Consider the following 20,727-nt stretch of genomic DNA (forward strand, 5'->3'; position numbering starts at 1 on the left):
GAGGGGTGGCACCCCTCGCGATCCCAGTTAGCCGCGCGTAACGATCTGGAAAGACCCGTTCTTGTTGCGGATCACGCAGGAATTGGAGTTCAGGGCCGGCAGCGTCGTGGTCGCGCGCGGTGGTGCGGCGCGGGCGATATTGTTCGGGCAAGCGGGGATCGACACAGGGGCAAAGCCTTGATCGGCCATACATTGCCCCTCAACCCGGTTGCGCAGATCCTCGTTAGGATCAAATGTCACCAGTTCACCGGGGACATAAAAGCCGCCTGTGACCCTGCATTTATTGTCGGCATCACAGTGGCGCCGCTCGGGCACATAGCGCGGTGGTTCGCGGCGGACTTGAGTAGAGATCGGCACATCGCGCAGTGCCTTAACTTCGCAGGCGGTGGTCGCGCGATTGACTTGCGCGACACTCGCGCCCGGTTTGTAATAGGTATTCAGCGGCGCGCAGGCGGCAGCCCCCAAGGCGATAAGCGTTAGGGCAAAGGCGGCGCGAGAGGGGCGAAGCGATATCGGTTTCATAGCGCCATCATGCCGCTGTTGCGGGGGAAAGACAATTGATTTGACCCTTGCCAACCCATCTGTCATGCCCTCTAACCGACCCAAGACAACCCTCACACGATCTTTGCTCAGGGTAAGGAAGCCTTCATGAAAATCATCATTTGCGGCGCAGGGCAGGTGGGTTGGCAGATTGCCCGTCACCTCAGCGGAGAGCGCAACGATGTGACCGTGGTCGATAGCAATGCCGAATTGATCCGCCGCGCCACCGATACGCTGGATGTGCAAGGCATCGCCGGATTCGCCAGCTACCCCGATGTGCTGGACCGTGCGGGCGCGCGGGACGCCGAGATGATCATCGCCGCGACCCACTCGGACGAGGTCAATATGGTGACCTGTCAGGTGGCGCATTCGGTCTTCGGCATCAACCGCAAGATCGCCCGTCTGCGCAGCCAGTCCTATCTTGACGCGATTTATTCTGACCTCTACCGCCGCGATCACATGCCGATCGACGTGGTGATCTCGCCTGAAAAAGAAGTCGCTACCGCAGCGCTCCAGCGCCTCAGTGCGCCAGCGGCTTTCGACACCGAGATTTTCATGGACGGGCAGGCGCAGCTTCTCGGGATTTCCATCGATAGCGATTGCCCTGTGGTGAACACGCCGCTGCGGCAGTTGACTGATCTCTTCTCGACCCTGCGTGCGGTCGTCGTGGGCGTGCGCCGCGATGGCACGCTGTTCGCGCCCGAGGCGAAGGATCAGCTTTTCGTCGGCGATGACTGCTATGTCTTTTCGCATCACGACGACATCGCCCGCACGATGGAGATTTTCGGCAAGCAGACCACCAAGCAAGAGCGTGTTGTTCTTGTGGGGGGCGGCAATGTCGGCTTGACCGTGGCGCAGCACCTTGAGGCCGGACCGCTGCGCGTGCGCACTAAGATGATCGAGAAAAACCGCAAATGCGCCGAACGTGCCGCCGAAGGGCTAGAGCGGACGATCGTGTTGAATGGCGACGGGCTTGATGCCGCGCTGCTGGCCGAGGCGGGCATCAGCCGCGCCGATGCGATGCTGGCGGTGACGGATGACGACAAAACCAACATGCTGTCATGCGTGCGTGCCAAGGCCGAGGGCTGCCCCTATGTCATTGCGCTGATCAACGACCCGACGCTGGTGCCGCTGATGACACACCTCGGCATCGACGCCTATATCAATCCGCGTGCCACGACCGTGAGTTCGATCCTGCGCCACATCCGGCATGGCCGGGTGCGGGCGGTCTATTCCATCGGCGATGCCGAGGCCGAGGTGATCGAGGCCGAAGTGCTATCGACATCGCCCCTCGCGGGCAAAAAAGTGTCGGAAATTGACTTCCCCGAAGGCGTGTTGATCGGCATGCTGCGCAAAGAAGGCAAGGTGATCCGCCCCATGGGCAGCACAAGGATCGACGAAGGCGATGTTGTCGCCCTCTTCGCTCTGGCCGAGGATGTGCCGCGGGTTGAGCAGCTTTTGCAGGTCTCGATCGACTTTTTCTAAGCGCAGGAGCGCCTTTGTGACGCAAACGACCAGCATAGGGCCGACCGGCATCCGCCGGGAGATCGTGCAGCTGCCGCTGTTCTTGCAATTGTTCGGCGTCTCTGCCCTGTCGATGATCCTGCCGTCGATCCACGGGCTGGTGATGAATGACCATCTGGCCAGCCGTGCCTTTCTCTATGCTGGCCTGCTGGGGCTTGTGGCCTTCACGCTTATCGCCATCGCCCATGCCGGGCGCAAACCCTTGGACGGCGCGCTTGGGCCGCTCTTGTCGCTGCTGTCGGCCTTTGTGTTCCTGCCGGTCTTTTTCGCAGTGCCCTTCCTTGAGGCGCTGCCGACCACGCGGTTTATGAACGTCTATTTCGAGATGGTGAGCGCCCTGACCACCACCGGGGCCACGATGTTCAACCCCGAACGGTTGAGCGACACCCTGCATCTGTGGCGCGCGCAGGTCGGTTGGATGGGCGGGCTGCTCATGTGGGTCACGGCCTCGGCCATTCTGGCCCCGCTGCATTTGGGCGGCTTTGAGGTGACGGCGCAGGCCGAACCGGGGCGGCCCGATGACCGTATCGGCGCCCGCATGGGCCGGATCACCCCGCGCCAACGGCTGCTGCGCACCACGCAGGCTTTGCTGCCGATCTATTTCGGGCTGACGCTGCTGCTTTGGCTCTTGCTGGTCATCGGTGGAGAGACGGGCTTGGTGGCGCTCTGTCATGCCATGTCGGTGATGGCGACCTCGGGCATTTCGCCCATCGGTGGCGTGGCCGAAGCGCAGGTCGGCGTCACCGGCGAGGCGGTGATGATGCTGTTTATGCTCTTCGCCCTGTCGCGGCTGACCTTTTCCAAAGATACCGTGACCGCGACCCAAGGCGGGCTGATGACCGACCCAGAGTTCCGCATCGGTCTTTTGGTGGTGATCGGCGTGCCTTTGCTGCTCTTCGCACGCCACTGGATCGGCGCCTTTGAGGTTGAGGTCGAGGTTGACGGCACCCGCGCTTTGCACGCGCTTTGGGGCGGACTGTTTACCGTGCTGTCCTTCCTGTCGACGACCGGTTTCGTCTCTGAACATTGGGCCGAGGCGCAGAATTGGTCGGGGCTGCGCACGCCGGGGCTGGTGCTGATGGGACTTGCACTGATCGGCGGCGGGGTGGCCACCACGGCGGGCGGGGTCAAGCTTTTGCGGGTCTTCGCGCTCTATCAAAACGGGGTGCGGGAGATGGACAGACTGGTCTATCCCAATTCGGTCAGCGGCGCGGGGGCCGCCGGGCGTCGCTTGCAAAGCAACGGGGCCTTCATCGCGTGGATCTTCTTTATGCTCTTCGCGATGTCACTCGCCGGGGTGACCCTGCTGCTGACCCTGACTGGCGCGTCCTTTGATGCGGCGGTGGTCATGTCGGTGGCCACGCTCTCCACCACCGGGCCGCTGATCGAACATGCCGCGGACAAACCGATCCATTTGATCGAACTGGGCGTGGCCGCGAAAATCATCCTCAGCGGAGCAATGGTGCTGGGTCGGCTGGAAACCTTGGCGATTATTGCGCTGATGACCCCGAATTTGTGGCGCGCTTGACACGTTTAGCGCTAGAACCGCCCTAGTCCGCTGATATTGGGGCTGGAAACTCACGCTTTCGCACTCCATACTTGAGGCAATGGGGGGGTCCGGTACGCGGACGCCAGCAAGAACAAAAGGCGAGACTACCATGGCGTCAGACAGACAGAACCTTCAGGATGCGTTCCTAAACCACGTTCGCAAGACCAAAGTACCGGTGACAATTTTCCTGATCAATGGCGTCAAATTGCAAGGCGTGATTACCTGGTTTGACAACTTCTGCGTTCTGCTGCGCCGCGACGGTCAATCGCAACTTGTCTACAAGCACGCGATTTCGACCATCATGCCAAGCCAGCCGATCAGCCTTTATGAGGGCGAAGACGCTTCTTGAGCCGTCCAGCATTTCAGATCGACAACAGCGATGGGCCCCGCGTAACGCGCGCTTGGGTGCTGCATCCTGATATCAAGACCGACAACGACCGGCGCGCGCCTGAGCCCGCGCTGGCCGAAGCTGTCGCCTTGGCCGAAGCGCTGCCAGAGTTGCAGGTCGTGGGCTCCGAAGTGGTGCCGTTGCGCACCGTCCATGCCGGTATGCTTTTCGGCAAGGGCAAGATCGACGAGCTTGAGCAGCGCATGAAGGCGGCGGAGGTTGACCTTGTGCTGGTCGATGGCCCCGTGACGCCCGTGCAGCAGCGCAACCTTGAGAAGGCTTGGGGCGTGAAACTGCTCGACCGCACCGGGCTGATTCTTGAGATTTTCAGCGACCGTGCGGCGACCCGCGAAGGGGTGCTGCAGGTCGAGATGGCCGCGCTGAACTATCAGCGCACGCGGCTTGTGCGCGCGTGGACCCACCTTGAGCGGCAGCGCGGCGGTTTGGGCTTTGTTGGTGGTCCGGGTGAGACACAGATCGAGGCGGACCGCCGCGCCATCGACGACCAGTTGGTGCGCCTGCGCCGCCAGTTGGAAAAGGTCGTGAAAACCCGCGCCTTGCACCGCGCCGCCCGTGCCAAAGTGCCGTTCCCGATCGTCGCGCTTGTGGGCTATACCAACGCCGGAAAATCCACGCTTTTCAACCGCCTGACCGGGGCCGAGGTCATGGCCAAAGACATGCTCTTTGCCACGCTCGACCCGACCATGCGCAGCCTTGTTCTGCCCGACGGGCCAGAGATCATTCTCAGCGACACGGTGGGGTTCATCAGCGATCTGCCGACCGAACTCGTCGCCGCCTTCCGCGCCACGCTCGAAGAGGTGCTTGCCGCCGATATCATCTGTCACGTGCGCGATGTGTCCCATACCGAGACCGAAGAGCAGGCGCAGAACGTGCGCGATATTCTCGCCTCACTCGGCGTCCCAAAAGAGACCCGCAGTTTCGAGGTTTGGAACAAGCTGGACCTGCTCCCAGAAGACCGCGCCGACGCCATGCGTGCACGGGCGGCCCGCAACGACGATGTGCTGGCAATCTCGGCCATCACCGGAGAGGGGCTTGAGGCGTTTCAGGAAACCATTGCCGAAGCGCTGCAAGGCGCGGTGCGCGAGGCCGAATTGACCCTCGGCTTTGCCGAAGGCAAGAAGCGCGCGTGGCTGTTTGCGCAGGACGTGGTCGAAGGTGAGCGTCAGACCGAAGACGGGTTTGAGATCACCGTGCGCTGGTCCGCGCGCCAAGAGGCTGAATTCCAGCAGATTTGATCGTTTGGGCGTAAGCTGGGTGGATCGGAAAGGATGCAAATTCGGAAACTTGAGGCCCGTGATGCCGCTGCCTTTCATGCGCTCAGGCTCGAAGGATTGCGAATCCACCCAGAGGCCTTTGGTGCATCCTTTGAGGAAGAAGCCAACCTGACACTTGCCGATGTGGCAAAGCGGTTGGGATCGGGCTGCGTATTTGGTGGCTTCAGTGATGCCGGTCACCTTGAGGGCATCGTTGGGCTTGCCCAGTCACAATCGCCAAAAATTCGTCATATCGCGACGATCTGGGGCATGTTCGTGCGACCAAGGGCACGAGGGGCCGGGCTGGCGGTGGCGCTGATGGAGGCAGCCATAGCGGAAGCCTTTGCCGATTGCACTTCAATCCGTCTATCGGTCGTTTCCAGAAACCAGGCCGCGCTGCGCCTTTATGAGCGGATGGGGTTTACGACATGGGCGGTGGATACCGAGGCGCTTTATGTAAACGGTGTTTACCATGATGAGGTTTTGATGCGGCGGTCGCGGTCCTAGGCGGCAATTGGCCGGGTCGAGGTGCCGGAATCCCATTATTCACGGCCAACCCCTCGAATTTTGTACGTCCTGCCGCATATGGTCATACGATCAGTAACGGAGCGCGCCGAATGACACTCGTCATCCTTTATATTTCAACGGTCGTTGTCTTCCTCGGGTTGGACTACCTTGGGTTGACCTATCTCATCAAACCTGTGTTTGAGCGGGACATTGGCGGTTGGCTGCTTGACGAGTTTCGCGTGGCCCCGGCGCTGATTTTCTACGCCTTCTTCGTGGCGGTGGTGCTGTGGTTCGTGTCTTGGCCTGCGATGACAGGGGATCATTCGCTGCTTTGGGTCTTTGGCAATGCGCTGCTGATCGGCGCGATGGGCTATGGCACCTATGAGTTCACCAATCTGGCGACGCTCAAGGATTGGACATGGGCCATGGTGGCGCGAGACTTCGCCTGGGGGTCGGTCCTGACCGGCACGGCGGCAACCGCAGGCGTGGCGATCACCCGCGCGCTGACCTAGCGGCCATTCTCGGTCGACCAGCGCCAAGCGCCGGGTTGCAGACCGGCCAGTTCCCAATCGCCCACGCTGGCGCGGATCAGCCTCAACGTGGGCAGACCGACATGGGCCGTCATGCGCCGCACTTGCCGGTTGCGCCCCTCGCGGATGGTGATGCGCAGCCAAGCGTCCGGTACCGTCTTGCGAAAACGTACCGGCGGGTCGCGCGGCCAGAGGGTCTCGGGCGCGTCGATCTGGTTCACTTGGGCCGGTTTCGTAACGCCGTCTTTCAGTTCCACCCCCTTGCGCAGTGCCTCAAGGGCCGCGGCATCGGGCGTGCCTTCGACCTGTACCAGATAGCTTTTGGGCCGCTTGTACTTGGGATGCGCGATGCGGGCTTGCAGGGGGCCGTGGTCCGTCAGCACCAAAAGCCCTTCGCTGTCGCGATCAAGCCGCCCGGCGGGATAAAACCCCTTTTCATCGACATAGGCCGAGAGTGTGGGCCGCGTGCTGCCCTCAGTGCCTTTATCGGTGAATTGCGACAGCACGCCGTAGGGTTTGTTCAGCAGGATCACACGGGCGGTCATTGGGCAGGCTCCAGACGGGTCACGCCCACGGCGGCGGCGCGGGCCAGTTCGGCGTCGAGTGACATCGGGATATATTCCCCCCGCCGCCAGAGTTGCGCCATGTCGTCGTAATGGCGCGACAGGAAATGCCCCGATTGCCCGGTGGAGGTGACAAAAACCGAACTGTCGGGATCAGCGAAATCGTAAACCCCGCGGTAGCCTGCACCATGCACATTATAGAACGGGTCTTTGCCGGTGCCGCGGGTCAGCCCCCGTTGCAGGGTATTGTCCCCGCCCGAGGTCGACTGGCGGATGTTCACGAAGTAGCGCAGCAGCGGCACGTCGCCCAAAACGGGGTGATCATGGGTCGCCTGATGCGCGTCGCCCCAGCGGAGGGATTCCAACTGCGTGCCCCAAGTCTCTTTGATCCAGAGCAGGGCGTCGTCCAATGCCAGTCGCGCCATGTCATGGCACGTCTCGACTGGCGCGGATTGGCGCACGTCGCACCATTTCGCAGCGCCTTGCACATCGCGGAAAGCGCGTTCGATAAAGAGCGGCTGAACGTGAGTGAATTCTTCGGCCAGTGGCCCCAGTTCATCCCGGATAAGACGGTCCTGCAGGGCGCGGATCCATGCGGCATAGATCAGCGGCTCGGGCAGGTGTTCGTTCATTTCACCCGACCAGCCTGCCAGCAGATCCAGTGCGCGCTGGCGTTGGCGTTCGGGTGTGCCATCGGGGGCAGCCTCTCCGGTGAACCAAAGCTCAGCTCCGATGAGCGGCAGGAGCGCGCGGGCCGTGGGGCTGACCGTATCAAGCTGCGCTTCGATGAAACTGTCGCGGGTATGAACCTCGCGGTTCTGCATCAGCCGCTGCCAGCGTTGCACCCGCTGCGTGTCGCCCCAGACAAAGGAGACGTGGTTGGGGAAGGGGCGGTCGACCGTTTTGTTGTTGGTGTTGCCGAGGATGCCGCCCGCGGGGGCGATGAACTCAGGGTTGGCGGTATAGGGCAGCATTCCATCCCAGCGATTGGCGGCGATCCAGCCGGGGCTGGGCATGCGCCCTTCGCTTTGGTGATTGGCATCGCGGCGCGGCATGGCGCCGATGGTTTTCATGGCGATGGTGTCTCGATCAACCAGCGTGAGGTTCTGCGCGGGTGCCACATAATCGGTCGCGGCATTGATCGCCTGCTGCACCGATTTCGCGCGCATCACCTTCATCGCGGCAGCAAGCGAGGTGTCTTTTTCGGTAAAGAGGGTCGAGGCGACAGAGGCCACATGCCCCGGCGGCGTGATACTGCCAAGGTTGTAATGGCTGCCCGGCAGCACCGGTCCGTTGTCGGTCCACCGCAGGGTGACGGTGATCGGATCGGCGTCAGCGATATTGATGATGGATGAGCGTTTGCGGAATTTCTTGAACCCGTCGGGAGTGCGGTATTCCTCGGTATTGTCGGGGTTCAGCTCTTCGATATAGACGTCTTGGTCGTCGACATAGGCGGTGGTCAGCCCCCAGCCCAGATCGGCGCTGCGGCCTGTCAGGACCACGGGCATGCCGGGTATCGTGCCGCCGATCACGCCGCCGGTCTCAAGCTCCAGCCGGGCCAGATACCAGATCGCCGGGGCGGTGAACCCCAAGTGCGGATCATTGGCCAAAAGCGTGCCGCCCGCGGCAGAGCGCGACGGCGCTGCGGCCCAAGCGTTGGACGCACCGGCGAAGGCCTGCCGTTTGAAAGGCGACAGCGGATGACTGTCCATGGGCGCTGCGGCGGCGTGGCGCGTCGTCACGTCAGGAAAGAGGGCGGCATATTCAGGCAGGGCGGCGACCCCGCTGCCCGGCGCATCCGGCAGGATGTCGCGCAGGCGATCTTGGTCGCTCAACTCCAATGATACCCGCGCGCGCAGCACTTCGGCCTCTAGGTGGCCCGACATCTGCAGGCCCATCAGCTTGGTCACGGCCAATGAGTCGGCGGGCCGCCACGGGGCCATGGGCGCATTGAACAGCCACATCTCGGGCGCGCCACGGCCCAGGGCTTCGGTGTTGATCTGATCTAGGCGGGCGTTGATCCCGGCGGAATAGGCCTCAAGTGCCGCGTCGGTTTCGGGGTCAAGCTCACCAGCCGCTGCCACGGCAAGACGGTAAATGTCATAGCGCCGCATCAGCTTGTCGGTGGTGACGGTGGCGGTGCCGAAAACCTCAGACAGACGCCCCTGTGCAGTGCGCCGTAGGGTGATCAACTGCCACAGCCGGTCTTGGGCATGGGCGAAGCCAAGGCCATAAAATACGTCTTCGTCGGTTTCGCCAAAGATATGCGGCACATTGGCGTTGTCGCGCACGATCTCGACCGGGGCGGTGACGCCTTGAACCTGAACCGTATCGTCATAATCGGGCAGCGACCGCGCGGCGAACCAGTAGACCAGCAACAAAACCACGACGCTCAACGTGACGAGAAACACCGCCAATCGGATAAGCCAGCGAAACATCAATGCCATCGGGAGATCCTCAGCTGGCGCGCAGATTGACCGGAGCGCGCAGGGTGGTAGGTGTTGTGACAGGGAATAACGCAACTGAATGATAAGGAAAAGCACATGGCAAAGCTCGCGTTTTTGGGACTGGGGGTCATGGGGGCTCCGATGGCGGGGCATCTGCAAAAGGCCGGCCACGAGGTAACCGTCTACAACCGCACCGAAGCCAAGGCCGAAGACTGGGTTAAAACCTATGGCGGCGCCATGGCCAAGACCCCGCGCGCGGCGGCAAAGGATGCGGATTTCGTGATCGCCTGCGTGGGCAATGACGATGACCTGCGCTCGGTCTGTCTGGGAGAGGACGGGGCCTTTGGCGGCATGACGGCGGGGGCGATCTTTGTCGATCACACGACCGTTTCAGCGGCCGTCACGCGCGAACTTTACGCCGCTGCCGATAACGCACAGGTGAGCTTTGTCGACGCGCCGATTTCGGGCGGTCAGGCAGGAGCGGAAAACGGCCAATTGTCGATCATGTGCGGCGGAGATGAGGGCGCCTTTGACCGGGCGCTGCCGATCATGGAGGTCTACTCCAAGATTTGCCGCCGCATCGGCGACAGTGGCGCAGGCCAGATGGCCAAGATGTGCAACCAGATCGCCATCGCCGGGCTGGTGCAGGGCCTCTCTGAGGCGCTGCATTTCGCCGAGAAGGCGGGCCTTGATGGCCGGGCTGTGGTTGAGGTGATCAGTCAAGGTGCCGCTGGGTCATGGCAGATGGCGAACCGCTATGAGACCATGCTGGACGATGAGTTTAACCACGGTTTCGCGGTGGATTGGATGCGCAAGGATCTGGGTATCTGTCTGGACACAGCGGATGAGACAGGGGCGAGCCTTCCGGTCACGGCGCTGGTCGATCAGTTTTATAAAGACGTGCAAAAGCAGGGCGGCGGGCGTTGGGATACATCGAGCCTGATCAAACGCCTGCGCGCCATGGGCTAAGGCTGTTTGCAAAAGAAAAAGGGCAGCGCCGGATGAAACTGGCGCTGCCCTTCAAAGACCATCGGTCGACCCTGCGTTAGGGGATGATCCGCGTGTATTTCGTGCCTTCCAGCGTCGCGCCGATGCGCAGGCCCGCGCGGCCAAAGACCGCTGCCAGAACCGGAGCCATGACAGTGGTCGTGTCGGCGCTCACGCTGTCGCCCTTGTCGGAGATCACATACTCCAGACCGGCGCCAGCCGCCCAACCCGGCGAGCTGCGGAATTCGCGCAGCGCGGGCTCGGTCATGAAGAACAGCACATGCGCATATTGCTGCGCGCCAATCTGCAAACCGCCCGATGCTTTGGTCACCGAATAGTAGTCCACCGTCACGTCGTTGACGCGCAACGCGCCGCGCCCGTAAGCGCCGCCAAAGCCAAGGCCCGCTTCGGTCACCAGCGGCATGACCAGCATGCCATTGGCTTTTTCGGCCAACTGCCGGGTGTTGGGATAGCCGCGGTACATTTCGGCCAGGGTCGCATCGACGCGCGCGTCGATCATGGCGCCGCCCCGTCCGCCAACGCCGTTGCCGCAAGCCGCGGTTGCGCCAAGCGCCGTAAGGGCACCCAAAGTCACAAAGCGCCGGTTATATGTCTGATTGCTCATCTTTTCTGCCTGTATGTTCAAGATCGGTTGCCTGCTGCCGGTTTTCCCGACTTATGCGCGAGATTACGCATAATCACGCGCTTTGTCATGTCGGTTAGACCCTTTGCGCAGATTTACGCCCTCAGGTCACGCGCTTTTGGCCAAAAGCCGGGCAACATCGGGGGCAAAGTAGGTGAGCACCCCATCACAACCTGCGCGCTTAAAGGCCAAAAGGCTCTCCATCATTGCGCGTTCGCCGTCGATCCACCCTTGGTCCGCCGCGCCCCGGATCATGCTGTATTCTCCCGAGACCTGATAGGCAAAGGTCGGCGCGCCAAAGGCGTCTTTCACACGGCGGCAGATATCAAGGTAAGGCATGCCGGGTTTGACCATGACCATATCCGCGCCTTCCGACAGGTCGCGCGCCACCAGCCGCAGGGCTTCGTCGCTGTTGGCGGGATCCATCTGATAGGTCTTTTTGTCGCCGGTCAGGGCTGAAGAGGCACCCACCGCATCGCGGAACGGGCCGTAAAAGGCGCTGGCGTATTTGGCGGCATAGCTCAGGATCATCACGTCATGATGCCCGGCCTGCTCAAGAGCGTCGCGGATCGCGCCGATGCGCCCGTCCATCATGTCTGACGGTCCGATGATATCGGCACCCGCTTCGGCTTGGGCCAGCGCCATCTTGACCAGCGCCTCAACCGTGCGGTCATTCACGATGATGCCATCTTCGACAAAACCATCGTGGCCGTTGATGTTATAGGTGTCCAGCGCCACATCGGTCATCACCACCATCTGCGGCATGGCCTCTTTGATCGCCGCGATGGCGCGGTTGGTGGCGTTTTGCGGATCCCATGCGCGGGCGCAATCCTCGGTCCGGTCCTCGGGGCCGGTATAGGGAAAGACACAGACCGTACCGATGCCGAGATCCGCCGCCTCGCGCACCGCCGCGACCAGCGTGTCGACCGAGCGGCGCATGACCCCGGGCATGGAGGGGATCGGTTCTTCCACGCCTTCGCCTTCGCGCACGAAAACCGGCCAGATCAGATCGCCCAGATGCAGGTCATTCTCGCGGACCAGCGCGCGAATACCGGCGTTGGCACGGGTGCGGCGCAGGCGCGTGGCGGGGAAGGGGGCGTGGACGGGTTGCATCAAAATTACCTCAGAATGGCTTGGCATGGGCTTGCCATGTATTTTTGAACGCCTCAACCCTATGAATTGTCGCGCCGGACCGCTAAGAGATGCGAACTTAAATTTCGGACGAGCACGCCTTGGACTGGTACCAGACCCTTTTCGAAATGATTGACATGCGCTCTTTCTCGAACCTTTGGTTCTGGATCGCGCTGGCTGTGATGTGGTCGACCGCAAGCCATTGGGTGCTGGGCGTGCCCTTTGACATGGTGCTGCGTGCCCGACGTTATGGGGGCGAGGCGCAGGCCGATCTCGAAGACATCGTGCGGATCAACGTGAACCGGCTGCTCTATATCTCGCAGGTCTCGGGGCTTTGGCTCTTGGGGCTGGGTTTTTTCGTGCTGACCTCTCTGGTGCTTTTGGGGTTCGTCTATGCCATCGAATTCGCCCAGGCCCTGCTGCTGCTGGGGTTCCCCATGTCGCTGGTCGGGCTGCTGAGCCTCTCGACCGCGCGGCTGATCCGCATCGAAGGCTCCACCGGCGACGTGTTGCAGCGGCGCTTGATGCGGCACCGACTTTATACCCAGATCATCGGCATGTTCTCGATCTTCGTGACCGCCCTTTGGGGAATGTATCAAAATCTAAGCATTGGCCCGCTGGCGGGTTGACAGGCCCCCCGTGAGGCCCAATTGAGACCCGATGAACGATCCGCGTAATATCACCCTCTCCGGCGTTCCCGAAGGCTATGATGCCCGCGCCATTCTTGATGAAATCGCCAAGGGCGGCCAGCCGGTGGTCCATGTGGCGCGCGATGACAAACGCATGGCGGCGATGCAGGCCGCTTTGCGGTTTTACGCGCCCGACATGCCGGTCGTCACCTTCCCAAGCTGGGATTGCCTGCCCTATGACCGCGTATCGCCCAACGCCGATATCTCGGCTCAGCGGATGGCGACACTTGCCGCGCTGGTGCATGGGATGCCCCAGCAGTTCGTTCTGCTGACGACGCTGAACGCGGCCAGCCAACGTATCCCCGCACGCGAAACCCTGCGCGACGCGGCCTTTGCGGCGCGCGTGGGCAGCCGGATCGACGAAAAAGCCCTGCGCGCCTTTCTGGTGCGCATGGGCTTTGTGCAAAGCCCCACGGTGATGGAGCCGGGCGACTACGCCGTGCGCGGTGGGATCATCGACATCTACCCGCCCGGCGACCTTGGCCCGGTGCGGCTTGATCTTTTCGGGGACGTGCTGGACGGGGCGCGGCGGTTTGATCCGGCCACGCAGCGCACCACGGAAAAACTTGATCTGGTAGAGCTTGCTCCGGTCAGTGAGGTCATTCTTGACGACGCGGCAATCACCCGTTTCCGGCAGAACTACCGCATCGAATTCGGCGCAGCGGGCACTGATGATCCACTTTATGAGGCGATCAGCGCGGGCCGCAAACATCAAGGCGCGGAACATTGGTTGTCGTTTTTCCACGACAATCTCGAAACGCTCTTTGACTATCTGCCGAAGGCCACGATCACGCTGGACGATCAACTGACGCCCATGCGCCTCGCGCGGTGGGACACGATTGCCGACCAATATGAGACGCGGCAGCTGGCGATGAAGACGCGCTCTAAAATGGACAGCGTCTATAAACCCGCCCCGCCCGAAGGGCTATATCTGACCGACGACGCTTGGAACGAGGCGTTGATTGGGAAACGGGTTATCCAGTTCAACCCATTGCCGCAGCCCACTGGGCCGGGCGTGTTGGACGCAGGTGCGCGGATCGGGCGCAACTTCTCGCCCGAACGACAGCAGGAATCTGTCAGTCTTTTCGGGGCATTGGCTGCGCATATTAAAGCAAAGCTTGAAGTTGGTCCGGTGTTGATCGCCAGCTACTCCGAAGGCGCGCGCGAACGCCTGACTGGGCTCATCGAAGACGAAGGTCTGGCCGAGGCGATCCCGGTGATGGACGCCACCCGCATCGGAAAACGCGGGCTGCATCTGGCGGTCTGGGCGCTGGAACACGGGTTCGAGGCGCCGGGCATGACGGTGATCTCAGAGCAGGACGTGCTGGGGGACCGGTTGATCCGCGCCCCGAAACGCAAACGTCGGGCCGAGAATTTCCTGACCGAAGCCCAAAGCCTCAGCCCCGGCGATTTGGTGGTTCATGTCGACCACGGCATTGGGCGCTATCACGGAATGGAGGTGGTCACCGCCGCAGGTGCTGCCCATGAATGTCTCGTTTTGGAATATGCCGAACAATCAAAGCTTTACCTGCCGGTAGAGAATATCGAATTGCTGTCGCGCTACGGCCATGACGAAGGGCTGCTGGACAAGCTCGGCGGCGGGGCGTGGCAGTCCAAGAAAGCCAAGCTCAAAGAGCGTATCCGCGAGATGGCGGACAAGCTCATCCGCATAGCGGCCGAACGCGCGCTGCGCAAAGCGCCGGTCCTCGACCCGCCACCGGGCATGTGGGATGCCTTCTCAGCCCGTTTTCCGTATACGGAGACCGACGACCAGCTGCGCGCCATTGCCGATGTGGTGGATGATCTGACCAGCGGCAATCCGATGGACCGTCTGGTTTGCGGCGATGTGGGCTTTGGTAAAACCGAAGTTGCGATGCGGGCGGCCTTTGTCGCGGCGATGTCGGGTGTTCAGGTGGCGGTGATCGCGCCTACGACACTGCTCGCCCGGCAGCACTACAAAAGCTTTGCCGAACGCTTTCGCGGCTTCCCGATCGAAGTGCGCCAACTCAGCCGCTTTGTCTCGGCCAAAGAGGCAGCAGCGACGCGCGATGGGATGGCGAAGGGCACGGTCGATATCGTCATCGGCACTCATGCGCTGCTGGCCAAAGGCATCCGGTTCAAAGACCTCGGCCTGCTGGTGATCGACGAAGAGCAGCATTTCGGCGTGACCCACAAGGAACGGCTGAAGTCCCTGCGCACCGATATCCACGTACTGACCCTGACCGCCACACCGATCCCCCGCACGTTGCAACTGTCGCTGACGGGCGTGCGCGATCTGTCGATCATTGGCACACCGCCCGTCGACCGCCTCTCGATCCGCACCTATGTGAGCGAGTTCGACGCGGTTACCATCCGCGAGGCGCTGCTGCGTGAGCATTATCGGGGCGGGCAGAGTTTCTATGTCGTTCCGCGTTTGAGTGATCTACGTGAGATCGAAGATTTCCTTCAGGCGCAGCTGCCGGAACTCTCCTACGTCGTCGCCCATGGTCAGATGGCACCGGGCGAGTTGGATGATCGGATGAACGCCTTTTACGATGGCAAATTCGACATTCTTCTGGCAACGACGATCGTTGAATCCGGCCTCGATATTCCTACGGCCAACACCATGGTCGTGCACCGCGCCGATATGTTCGGCCTTGCGCAACTGTATCAGATCAGGGGCCGCGTGGGCCGCTCGAAAACGCGTGCCTATGCCTATCTGACCACCAAGCCGCGCGCGAAGCTGACGGATACGGCGCAGAAACGTCTGCGGGTCTTGGGCAGCCTTGATACGCTTGGCGCGGGCTTCACCTTGGCCAGCCAAGACCTCGATATTCGCGGGGCGGGCAACCTGCTCGGCGAAGAGCAATCCGGCCAGATGCGCGATGTGGGCTTTGAGCTTTACCAGTCCATGCTGGAAGAGGCGATTGCTAAGATCAAGGCGGGCGAGATGGAGGGCCTTAGCGAGGCCGACGAACAATGGGCGCCGCAGATCAATCTTGGCGTGCCGGTGCTCATTCCTGAGGATTACGTGCCTGACCTCGATGTGCGTCTTGGCCTCTACCGCCGCCTCAGCGAGCTCTCAACTAAGGTGGAACTCGAAGGCTTTGCCGCCGAATTGATCGACCGTTTTGGCAAGCTGCCAAAAGAGGTGAACACCCTGATGCTGGTGGTGCGGATCAAGGCGATGTGCAAACGCGCCGGGATCGCCAAGCTCGATGGTGGGCCGAAGGGCGCGACGATCCAGTTCCACAACGACAAATTCGCCTCGCCCGAGGGGCTGGTGCAGTTCATTCAAGACCAGCGTGGGCTGGCCAAGGTCAAGGACAACAAGATCGTCGTGCGCCGGGATTGGAAGACGGATGCCGACAAGATCAAAGGCGCCTTTGCCATTGCACGCGACTTGGCCGAACATGTGATCGCCAAAGAAAAGACTGCGAAAAAGGCCAAGGCAAAGGGCTAAGCCCCGAAAGGGCGGCGGTTATTCCGCCGCCGCCGGCTGTCGGTTTTCCATCCGCCCCATATAGAGCATCAGAGCGTAAGCTCCGCAGGCCATGAGCAGCATCGCCAGCGCCAGTGGCTTGGTCGTGCCGTCGAACATCAACCCCACGGGCGAGGCGATGAGCGCGGCCAGCACAGTTGAAATCGCCCCCACGACCGAGGCGGCCATGCCCGCGATATGGCCCATCGGCTCCATCGCGATGGCATTAAGGTTGCCCAGCGTCAGCCCCGCTTGGAAGAACAGGCAGGTCTGGAAGAACACAAAGGCGGCAAAGCCGTAAGGGTCGGGCAGGGCGCCGAGGTTCAGGAAATACATGGCCCCTGACAGCAGAATTTGAAAGCCAAAGGCGATGCTCACCAATCGGCGCATGCCATAGCGCACGACCAGCAGCGCATTGATCAGGCTGGCGCTGGCCGCCACGACGGCGATACCGCCAAACCAGAGCGGGAAGCTTTCGCCCCGGCCATAGACGGTGTCATAAATCGGCTGCACCAGCATGATCATCGAAAATAGCATCGCCAAGGCCAGCGATTGCACGAGGATCGACAGGCGCACCGTGCGGTGGCCGACCAACTCGCGCACTGCGTCGATGATCAGCCGCGCGCGCAGGGGGCGACGGTTTTCCGGCGGCAATGTTTCGGGCAGGCGCAGGCCCATCCAAACTACTGAGATGATTGAAAACGCCATGAAAGCGATGAAGATCGCGCGCCAGCCCGCCGTGTGAATGATCCCCGCGCCCAACATGGGTGCCATGGCGGGCACCAATGCGAAGACCATCATCACCACCGACATGATCCGCGCCATCTCGCGCCCGGCATAGAGGTCACGAATGATCGCCACGGCCACCACGCGGGGACCAGAAGCGCCGAGCCCCTGAAAGATACGGGCCACGAGCATGACTTCCAGTGAGTTGCTCATCCATGCCACGAAGGCCGACACCGAATAAAGTGCTGCGCCGCCAAAGACCACGTTGCGCCGCCCGAATGCATCCGACAACGGCCCGCTAAAGAACGTGCCCAACCCCATGCCCAGCACGAAGGACGTGAGGATCAGCGGGGCGCGGTGGGCGATCTCGGGCGAGAGTTCCGCCGCGATCTCGGGCAGGGCGGGCAGCATCGCATCAATGGAAAAGGCGATGGTGGCGGTCATCATCGCGATGAGGGCGACGAATTCGATCCGCCCCATGGAGAATTTTGGATTTTCGGTGGTCACGAACGCGCGCTCCGGCGATTGTCCCGAACGGCGGATCCGTCTGGGCAGGCTTCAGGGAATAACTTGTGGTTGCGCTCTCGATAATTGAGAACGCTTAACTTGGCAATGATTGCCGCCCTGTTTAGCTCTGCTGTTTGGTCAGATCGGCAATGACCTGCGCCCATAGCTCGGGCGGCTGTGCACCCGGCACCGCATGGGCATTCGCGATGATGAACGTCGGCACGGAGTTCACCCCCATCTTGCGGCTATGGGCATCGCGGTCGCGAATGTCCTGCGCGTCGACATCGGATTTCAGCAAGCGGGTGACCACGGCGGCGTCCATCTCAATGCTATCGGCGATATCGGCCAGCACTTCGGCATCGCCTATGTCGCGGGCCTCGACGAAATAGGCTTTGAAAAGCGCGGAGACGGCGGCGGTTTGGCGGCCTTCGATCCCGGCCCAATGGATCAGACGGTGCGCGTCCAGCGTGTTGGGCGTGCGCTGCATGGCCTCGAAGTTGATGTTCAGACCGGCCTTTTCGGCATGTTCCACGACCGGTGCATAGGCGCGTACGGCGCCCTCTTTGCCGCCGAACTTGCCTTCTAGATAGGCGCGACGGTCCATGCCCTCGCGCGGCATCTCGGGGTTCAGTTGGAAAGGGTGCCATTCGATGGCGAAGGGATGGTTGGGGTGATCCTGCAATGCGCGGTCCAGATGCGCCTTGCCGATATAGCACCATGGGCAGATCGGGTCTGACATGATATCGAGTTTGATCGCTTCGGCCATGGTAAACCCCATCTATTGCTGCGCAATGGGCATAGCGGGCCGGGGCGGGTATCGCAAGCGGGCAGCGTTGCAAGCGCCTTTGGGCGCGGCTATAGCAGGTCCATGACAGACACGCCGCCCCGTTCCATGATCCAGATCGCCCGCGAAAGCGGCGCGAACGAGACCGCCCCGCCGGTCGACCTTGGTGCGCGGGTGCGCGAGCTGCGCAAGGCGCGCAACTGGACGTTGGAGCAGGCCGCGCGGCAGGCCGGGCTGGCGCGCTCAACCCTTAGCAAGATCGAAAACGGGCTGATGTCGCCCACCTATGACGCGCTGAAAAAGCTCGCCGTGGGGTTGGAGATCACGGTGCCGCAGTTGTTCACCCCGCCTGCGGGGGAAAAGATCACTGGCCGCATGGCCGTGACCCGCGCCGAAGAGGGCGCGGCCAAGGCCACCGGCACCTATGAGCATGTTCTGCTGGCCGACGCCCTGCGCAAGAAACAGATGCTGCCCTACCGCGCCCGCATCCGCGCGCGCCGGATGGAGGAATTCGACGGCTGGGTGCGCCATGACGGGGAGGAATTCCTCTATGTGCTGACCGGCATGGTGCGGCTTTTTACCGAGTTTTACGAGCCCGTCGACATGCGCCGGGGCGATAGCGCCTATTACGACGCCACCATGGGGCACAATGTCGTCTCGCTCAGCGATGAGGATGCGACGATCCTCTGGGTGACCTCACTGGTCTGAATTCTCTGCCGGTTTCCACCACCAGACTTCGGGCATGAAGTTCGGCCCGTCGCCATATAGCGGGATCGTGTCTGGGTAAGCCATGCGGGCGTCATGGGCGATCAGCCCCTCGTCGAACTGCCAGAACGGAATGACATAGCGCCCGGCGGTCAGGATACGGTCCAGCGCGCGGGTGGCGGCGACGAAATCCGCCGTTTCGCGGGCCTGCAGCATCTGGTTAATCATCGCGTCCACCGCCGGAGAGCGCACGCCCATCAGGTTGCGTGTGCCGGGCAGGTCGGCGGCCTCTGACCCCCAATAGAAACGCTGCTCTGTGCCGGGGCTGAGCGATAGGGCGCGGCGGAAGAAGGTCATGTCGAAGTCATATTCGTTCTGACGCGCCACGAATTGCGCGTCATCAACCGTTTCAATCTGCGCTGTGATCCCGAGCCGCTTTAGCGCCTGCGTGTAAAGCTCTGCAATCGCTAGGTTTTCACGGCTGCCCTTCGACAGAAGAATGGAGAATGTAAGCGGCGTGCCATCCGCCCGGCGCATGACGCCGCCTTCGGCCTGATAGCCTGCGGCATTAAGCTGCTGCATCGCGGCACGAATGCCCGAGCGGTTGCGGACAGAGCCATCGGCCACCGGCAGCCGATAGCCATCCACCGTGCCCGGCGGCAGCGTGTCGGCGTAATCGGCCAGCAGGTCAAAGACCCGGCCCGTCGCCGGGCCATCGCGCATGGCAAGGTCGGAGTTTGAGAAATAGGAGGTGATCCGGGGCAGGGCACCGCCGGTCAGCGTCTCGTTGATATACTCAAAGTTAAAGGCCGAGATCAGCGCGTCGCGCACCCGCCAATCGTCAAAGGGCGCGCGGCGGGAATTCATCACAAAGCCCGTCATGCCCGAGGGTTTGCTGTGCGGAAAACTGGATTTCACCACCTCGCCCCGACTGATCGCCGGGAAGTCGTATTGCGTGGCCCAAGTCTCGGCGTTGAATTCACGCACGGCTGAGATTTGGCCGGCTTTAAATGCCTCGAACAACACATTGGCATCGCCGTAGAAGTCGATTTTGACCTCATCATAGTTATGCGTGCCTTGCCGAAAGGGTACATCGGCGCCCCAGTAATCAGGGTTGCGCGTCAGCGTGACATGGCGCCCCGCCTGATAGTCGCTGATGACGTAAGGCCCCGTTCCTAGTGGTATTTCGGTCAAGGGGGCATTGGCGAAGTCCTGACCTTCCCATTGCGCTTTGCTGAGAATGGGGCGCATCCCGGCGAGCAGGGCAAGCTCACGGTTGTCGCTGTCAAAGGTCATCCGCAGGCTGCGCGGACCGGTCTGTTCGATGCTTTCAATCTGTTGGCGCAGTCCGTGGTAGCGGGGGTGGCCCTCAGTGCCCAGCAGATCGAAAGAAAAGATCACATCCTCGACCGTGACCGGGCTGCCATCGGAAAACTGCGCCTCTTCGCGCAGGGTGAACTCAACCCACGAACGGTCATCGGGCACTTCGATCGTCTCGGCCAGCAGCCCATAAAGCGCAAAGGGTTCGTCCCATGATCGCCCCATCAAAGTCTCATGGGTGAAATGCGGCAGCTGCCAAGGCGCGGTGCCTTTACGGACGAAGGGGTTAAGGCTGTCGAATCCCCCGGTATTGCCCAAAACGATCTCGCCCCCCTTGGGGGCATCGGGATTTACATAAGGCAGGGCGGCAAAATCGGCGGGCAGGGCTGGGTCGCCGTACATGGCGATTCCATGCTGAGGGGCCGCCAAGGCCCCGCCAGAGAGCAGAATCAG

The 20,727-nt window shown here is 61.8% G+C and carries 18 protein-coding genes; 10 read left to right on the plus strand and 8 right to left on the minus strand.

The features are described from left to right. Positions 1-27: 27 nt before the first annotated feature. Complete coding sequence (locus T8A63_RS08075; RefSeq protein ID WP_322345475.1) at positions 28-522, minus strand: hypothetical protein; 495 nt, start codon at positions 520-522, stop codon at positions 28-30. 126 nt (positions 523-648) lie between these two features. On the opposite strand from T8A63_RS08075, the gene trkA reads away from it, so the two are divergent. The 6 genes from trkA (at position 649) to T8A63_RS08105 (ending at position 6,294) form a co-directional block, all read left to right on the plus strand. Then, positions 649-2,025, plus strand: coding sequence for a Trk system potassium transporter TrkA (gene trkA / locus T8A63_RS08080; protein ID WP_067942561.1), 1,377 nt, complete (start codon positions 649-651; stop codon positions 2,023-2,025). A gap of 16 nt (positions 2,026-2,041) precedes the next feature. Next, positions 2,042-3,592 carry a TrkH family potassium uptake protein gene (locus T8A63_RS08085; protein WP_416153237.1) on the plus strand — a complete coding sequence of 517 codons (1,551 nt, stop codon included), beginning with the start codon at positions 2,042-2,044 and terminating at the stop codon, positions 3,590-3,592. A 130-nt stretch (positions 3,593-3,722) separates the two neighbouring features. Then, positions 3,723-3,962 carry an RNA chaperone Hfq gene (gene hfq, locus T8A63_RS08090; RefSeq protein WP_007119530.1) on the plus strand — a complete coding sequence of 80 codons (240 nt, stop codon included), beginning with the start codon at positions 3,723-3,725 and terminating at the stop codon, positions 3,960-3,962. Further along, positions 3,959-5,257, plus strand: coding sequence for a GTPase HflX (hflX, locus tag T8A63_RS08095; RefSeq protein WP_067628174.1), 1,299 nt, complete (start codon positions 3,959-3,961; stop codon positions 5,255-5,257). The genes hfq and hflX overlap by 4 nt, the downstream gene beginning before the upstream one ends. Before the next feature lie 33 nt (positions 5,258-5,290). Continuing rightward, the gene (locus T8A63_RS08100; protein ID WP_067628171.1) at positions 5,291-5,782 is read left to right on the plus strand and encodes a GNAT family N-acetyltransferase; all 492 of its coding nucleotides are present in this window, start codon (positions 5,291-5,293) and stop codon (positions 5,780-5,782) included. Positions 5,783-5,892: 110 nt separating this feature from the next. Next, a complete protein-coding gene (locus T8A63_RS08105; protein WP_067628167.1) occupies positions 5,893-6,294 on the plus strand; it encodes a DUF2177 family protein in 402 nt (133 codons plus the stop codon). Here T8A63_RS08105 and T8A63_RS08110 read toward each other — a convergent pair. After that, positions 6,291-6,857, minus strand: a complete 567-nt coding sequence (locus T8A63_RS08110) for a pseudouridine synthase (RefSeq protein WP_322345476.1) — start codon at positions 6,855-6,857, stop codon at positions 6,291-6,293. The genes T8A63_RS08105 and T8A63_RS08110 overlap by 4 nt on opposite strands. Then, positions 6,854-9,322 (minus strand): penicillin acylase family protein, encoded by a 2,469-nt coding sequence (locus tag T8A63_RS08115; protein ID WP_067942555.1) that lies wholly within the window; start codon positions 9,320-9,322, stop codon positions 6,854-6,856. The genes T8A63_RS08110 and T8A63_RS08115 overlap by 4 nt, the downstream gene beginning before the upstream one ends. A gap of 96 nt (positions 9,323-9,418) precedes the next feature. On the opposite strand from T8A63_RS08115, the gene T8A63_RS08120 reads away from it, so the two are divergent. After that, positions 9,419-10,291: an NAD(P)-dependent oxidoreductase gene (locus tag T8A63_RS08120; protein WP_322345477.1), complete on the plus strand. Its 873-nt coding sequence runs from the start codon at positions 9,419-9,421 to the stop codon at positions 10,289-10,291. Positions 10,292-10,367: 76 nt separating this feature from the next. Here T8A63_RS08120 and T8A63_RS08125 read toward each other — a convergent pair whose 3' ends face one another. Both T8A63_RS08125 and hemB read right to left on the minus strand, forming a co-directional pair. Continuing rightward, the gene (locus T8A63_RS08125; protein ID WP_067628155.1) at positions 10,368-10,934 is read right to left on the minus strand and encodes a YSC84-related protein; all 567 of its coding nucleotides are present in this window, start codon (positions 10,932-10,934) and stop codon (positions 10,368-10,370) included. 126 nt (positions 10,935-11,060) lie between these two features. Further along, positions 11,061-12,065 (minus strand): porphobilinogen synthase, encoded by a 1,005-nt coding sequence (gene hemB / locus T8A63_RS08130; protein WP_067628183.1) that lies wholly within the window; start codon positions 12,063-12,065, stop codon positions 11,061-11,063. A 119-nt stretch (positions 12,066-12,184) separates the two neighbouring features. Between hemB and T8A63_RS08135 the strand changes: the two genes are divergently transcribed. Beyond that, positions 12,185-12,712, plus strand: coding sequence for a component of SufBCD complex (locus T8A63_RS08135; protein WP_150120204.1), 528 nt, complete (start codon positions 12,185-12,187; stop codon positions 12,710-12,712). A 31-nt stretch (positions 12,713-12,743) separates the two neighbouring features. After that, positions 12,744-16,214 (plus strand): transcription-repair coupling factor, encoded by a 3,471-nt coding sequence (mfd, locus tag T8A63_RS08140; protein ID WP_322345478.1) that lies wholly within the window; start codon positions 12,744-12,746, stop codon positions 16,212-16,214. Between the two features lie 18 nt (positions 16,215-16,232). On the opposite strand, the gene T8A63_RS08145 is transcribed toward mfd, so the two are convergent. Both T8A63_RS08145 and T8A63_RS08150 read right to left on the minus strand, forming a co-directional pair. Next, a complete protein-coding gene (locus tag T8A63_RS08145) occupies positions 16,233-17,438 on the minus strand; it encodes a multidrug effflux MFS transporter (RefSeq protein WP_322345685.1) in 1,206 nt (401 codons plus the stop codon). A 148-nt stretch (positions 17,439-17,586) separates the two neighbouring features. After that, positions 17,587-18,231 carry a DsbA family oxidoreductase gene (locus tag T8A63_RS08150; protein WP_067628143.1) on the minus strand — a complete coding sequence of 215 codons (645 nt, stop codon included), beginning with the start codon at positions 18,229-18,231 and terminating at the stop codon, positions 17,587-17,589. A gap of 102 nt (positions 18,232-18,333) precedes the next feature. On the opposite strand from T8A63_RS08150, the gene T8A63_RS08155 reads away from it, so the two are divergent. After that, positions 18,334-18,957, plus strand: coding sequence for a helix-turn-helix domain-containing protein (locus T8A63_RS08155; protein WP_067628140.1), 624 nt, complete (start codon positions 18,334-18,336; stop codon positions 18,955-18,957). Here T8A63_RS08155 and T8A63_RS08160 read toward each other — a convergent pair. After that, a complete protein-coding gene (locus tag T8A63_RS08160) occupies positions 18,946-20,676 on the minus strand; it encodes an extracellular solute-binding protein (protein ID WP_322345479.1) in 1,731 nt (576 codons plus the stop codon). The two genes, T8A63_RS08155 and T8A63_RS08160, sit on opposite strands and share 12 nt — an antisense overlap. Between the last annotated feature and the right edge of the window lie 51 nt (positions 20,677-20,727).

Source organism: Sulfitobacter sp. OXR-159, from assembly GCF_034377145.1.
In the GTDB taxonomy this organism is placed as follows: Bacteria; Pseudomonadota; Alphaproteobacteria; order Rhodobacterales; family Rhodobacteraceae; genus Sulfitobacter.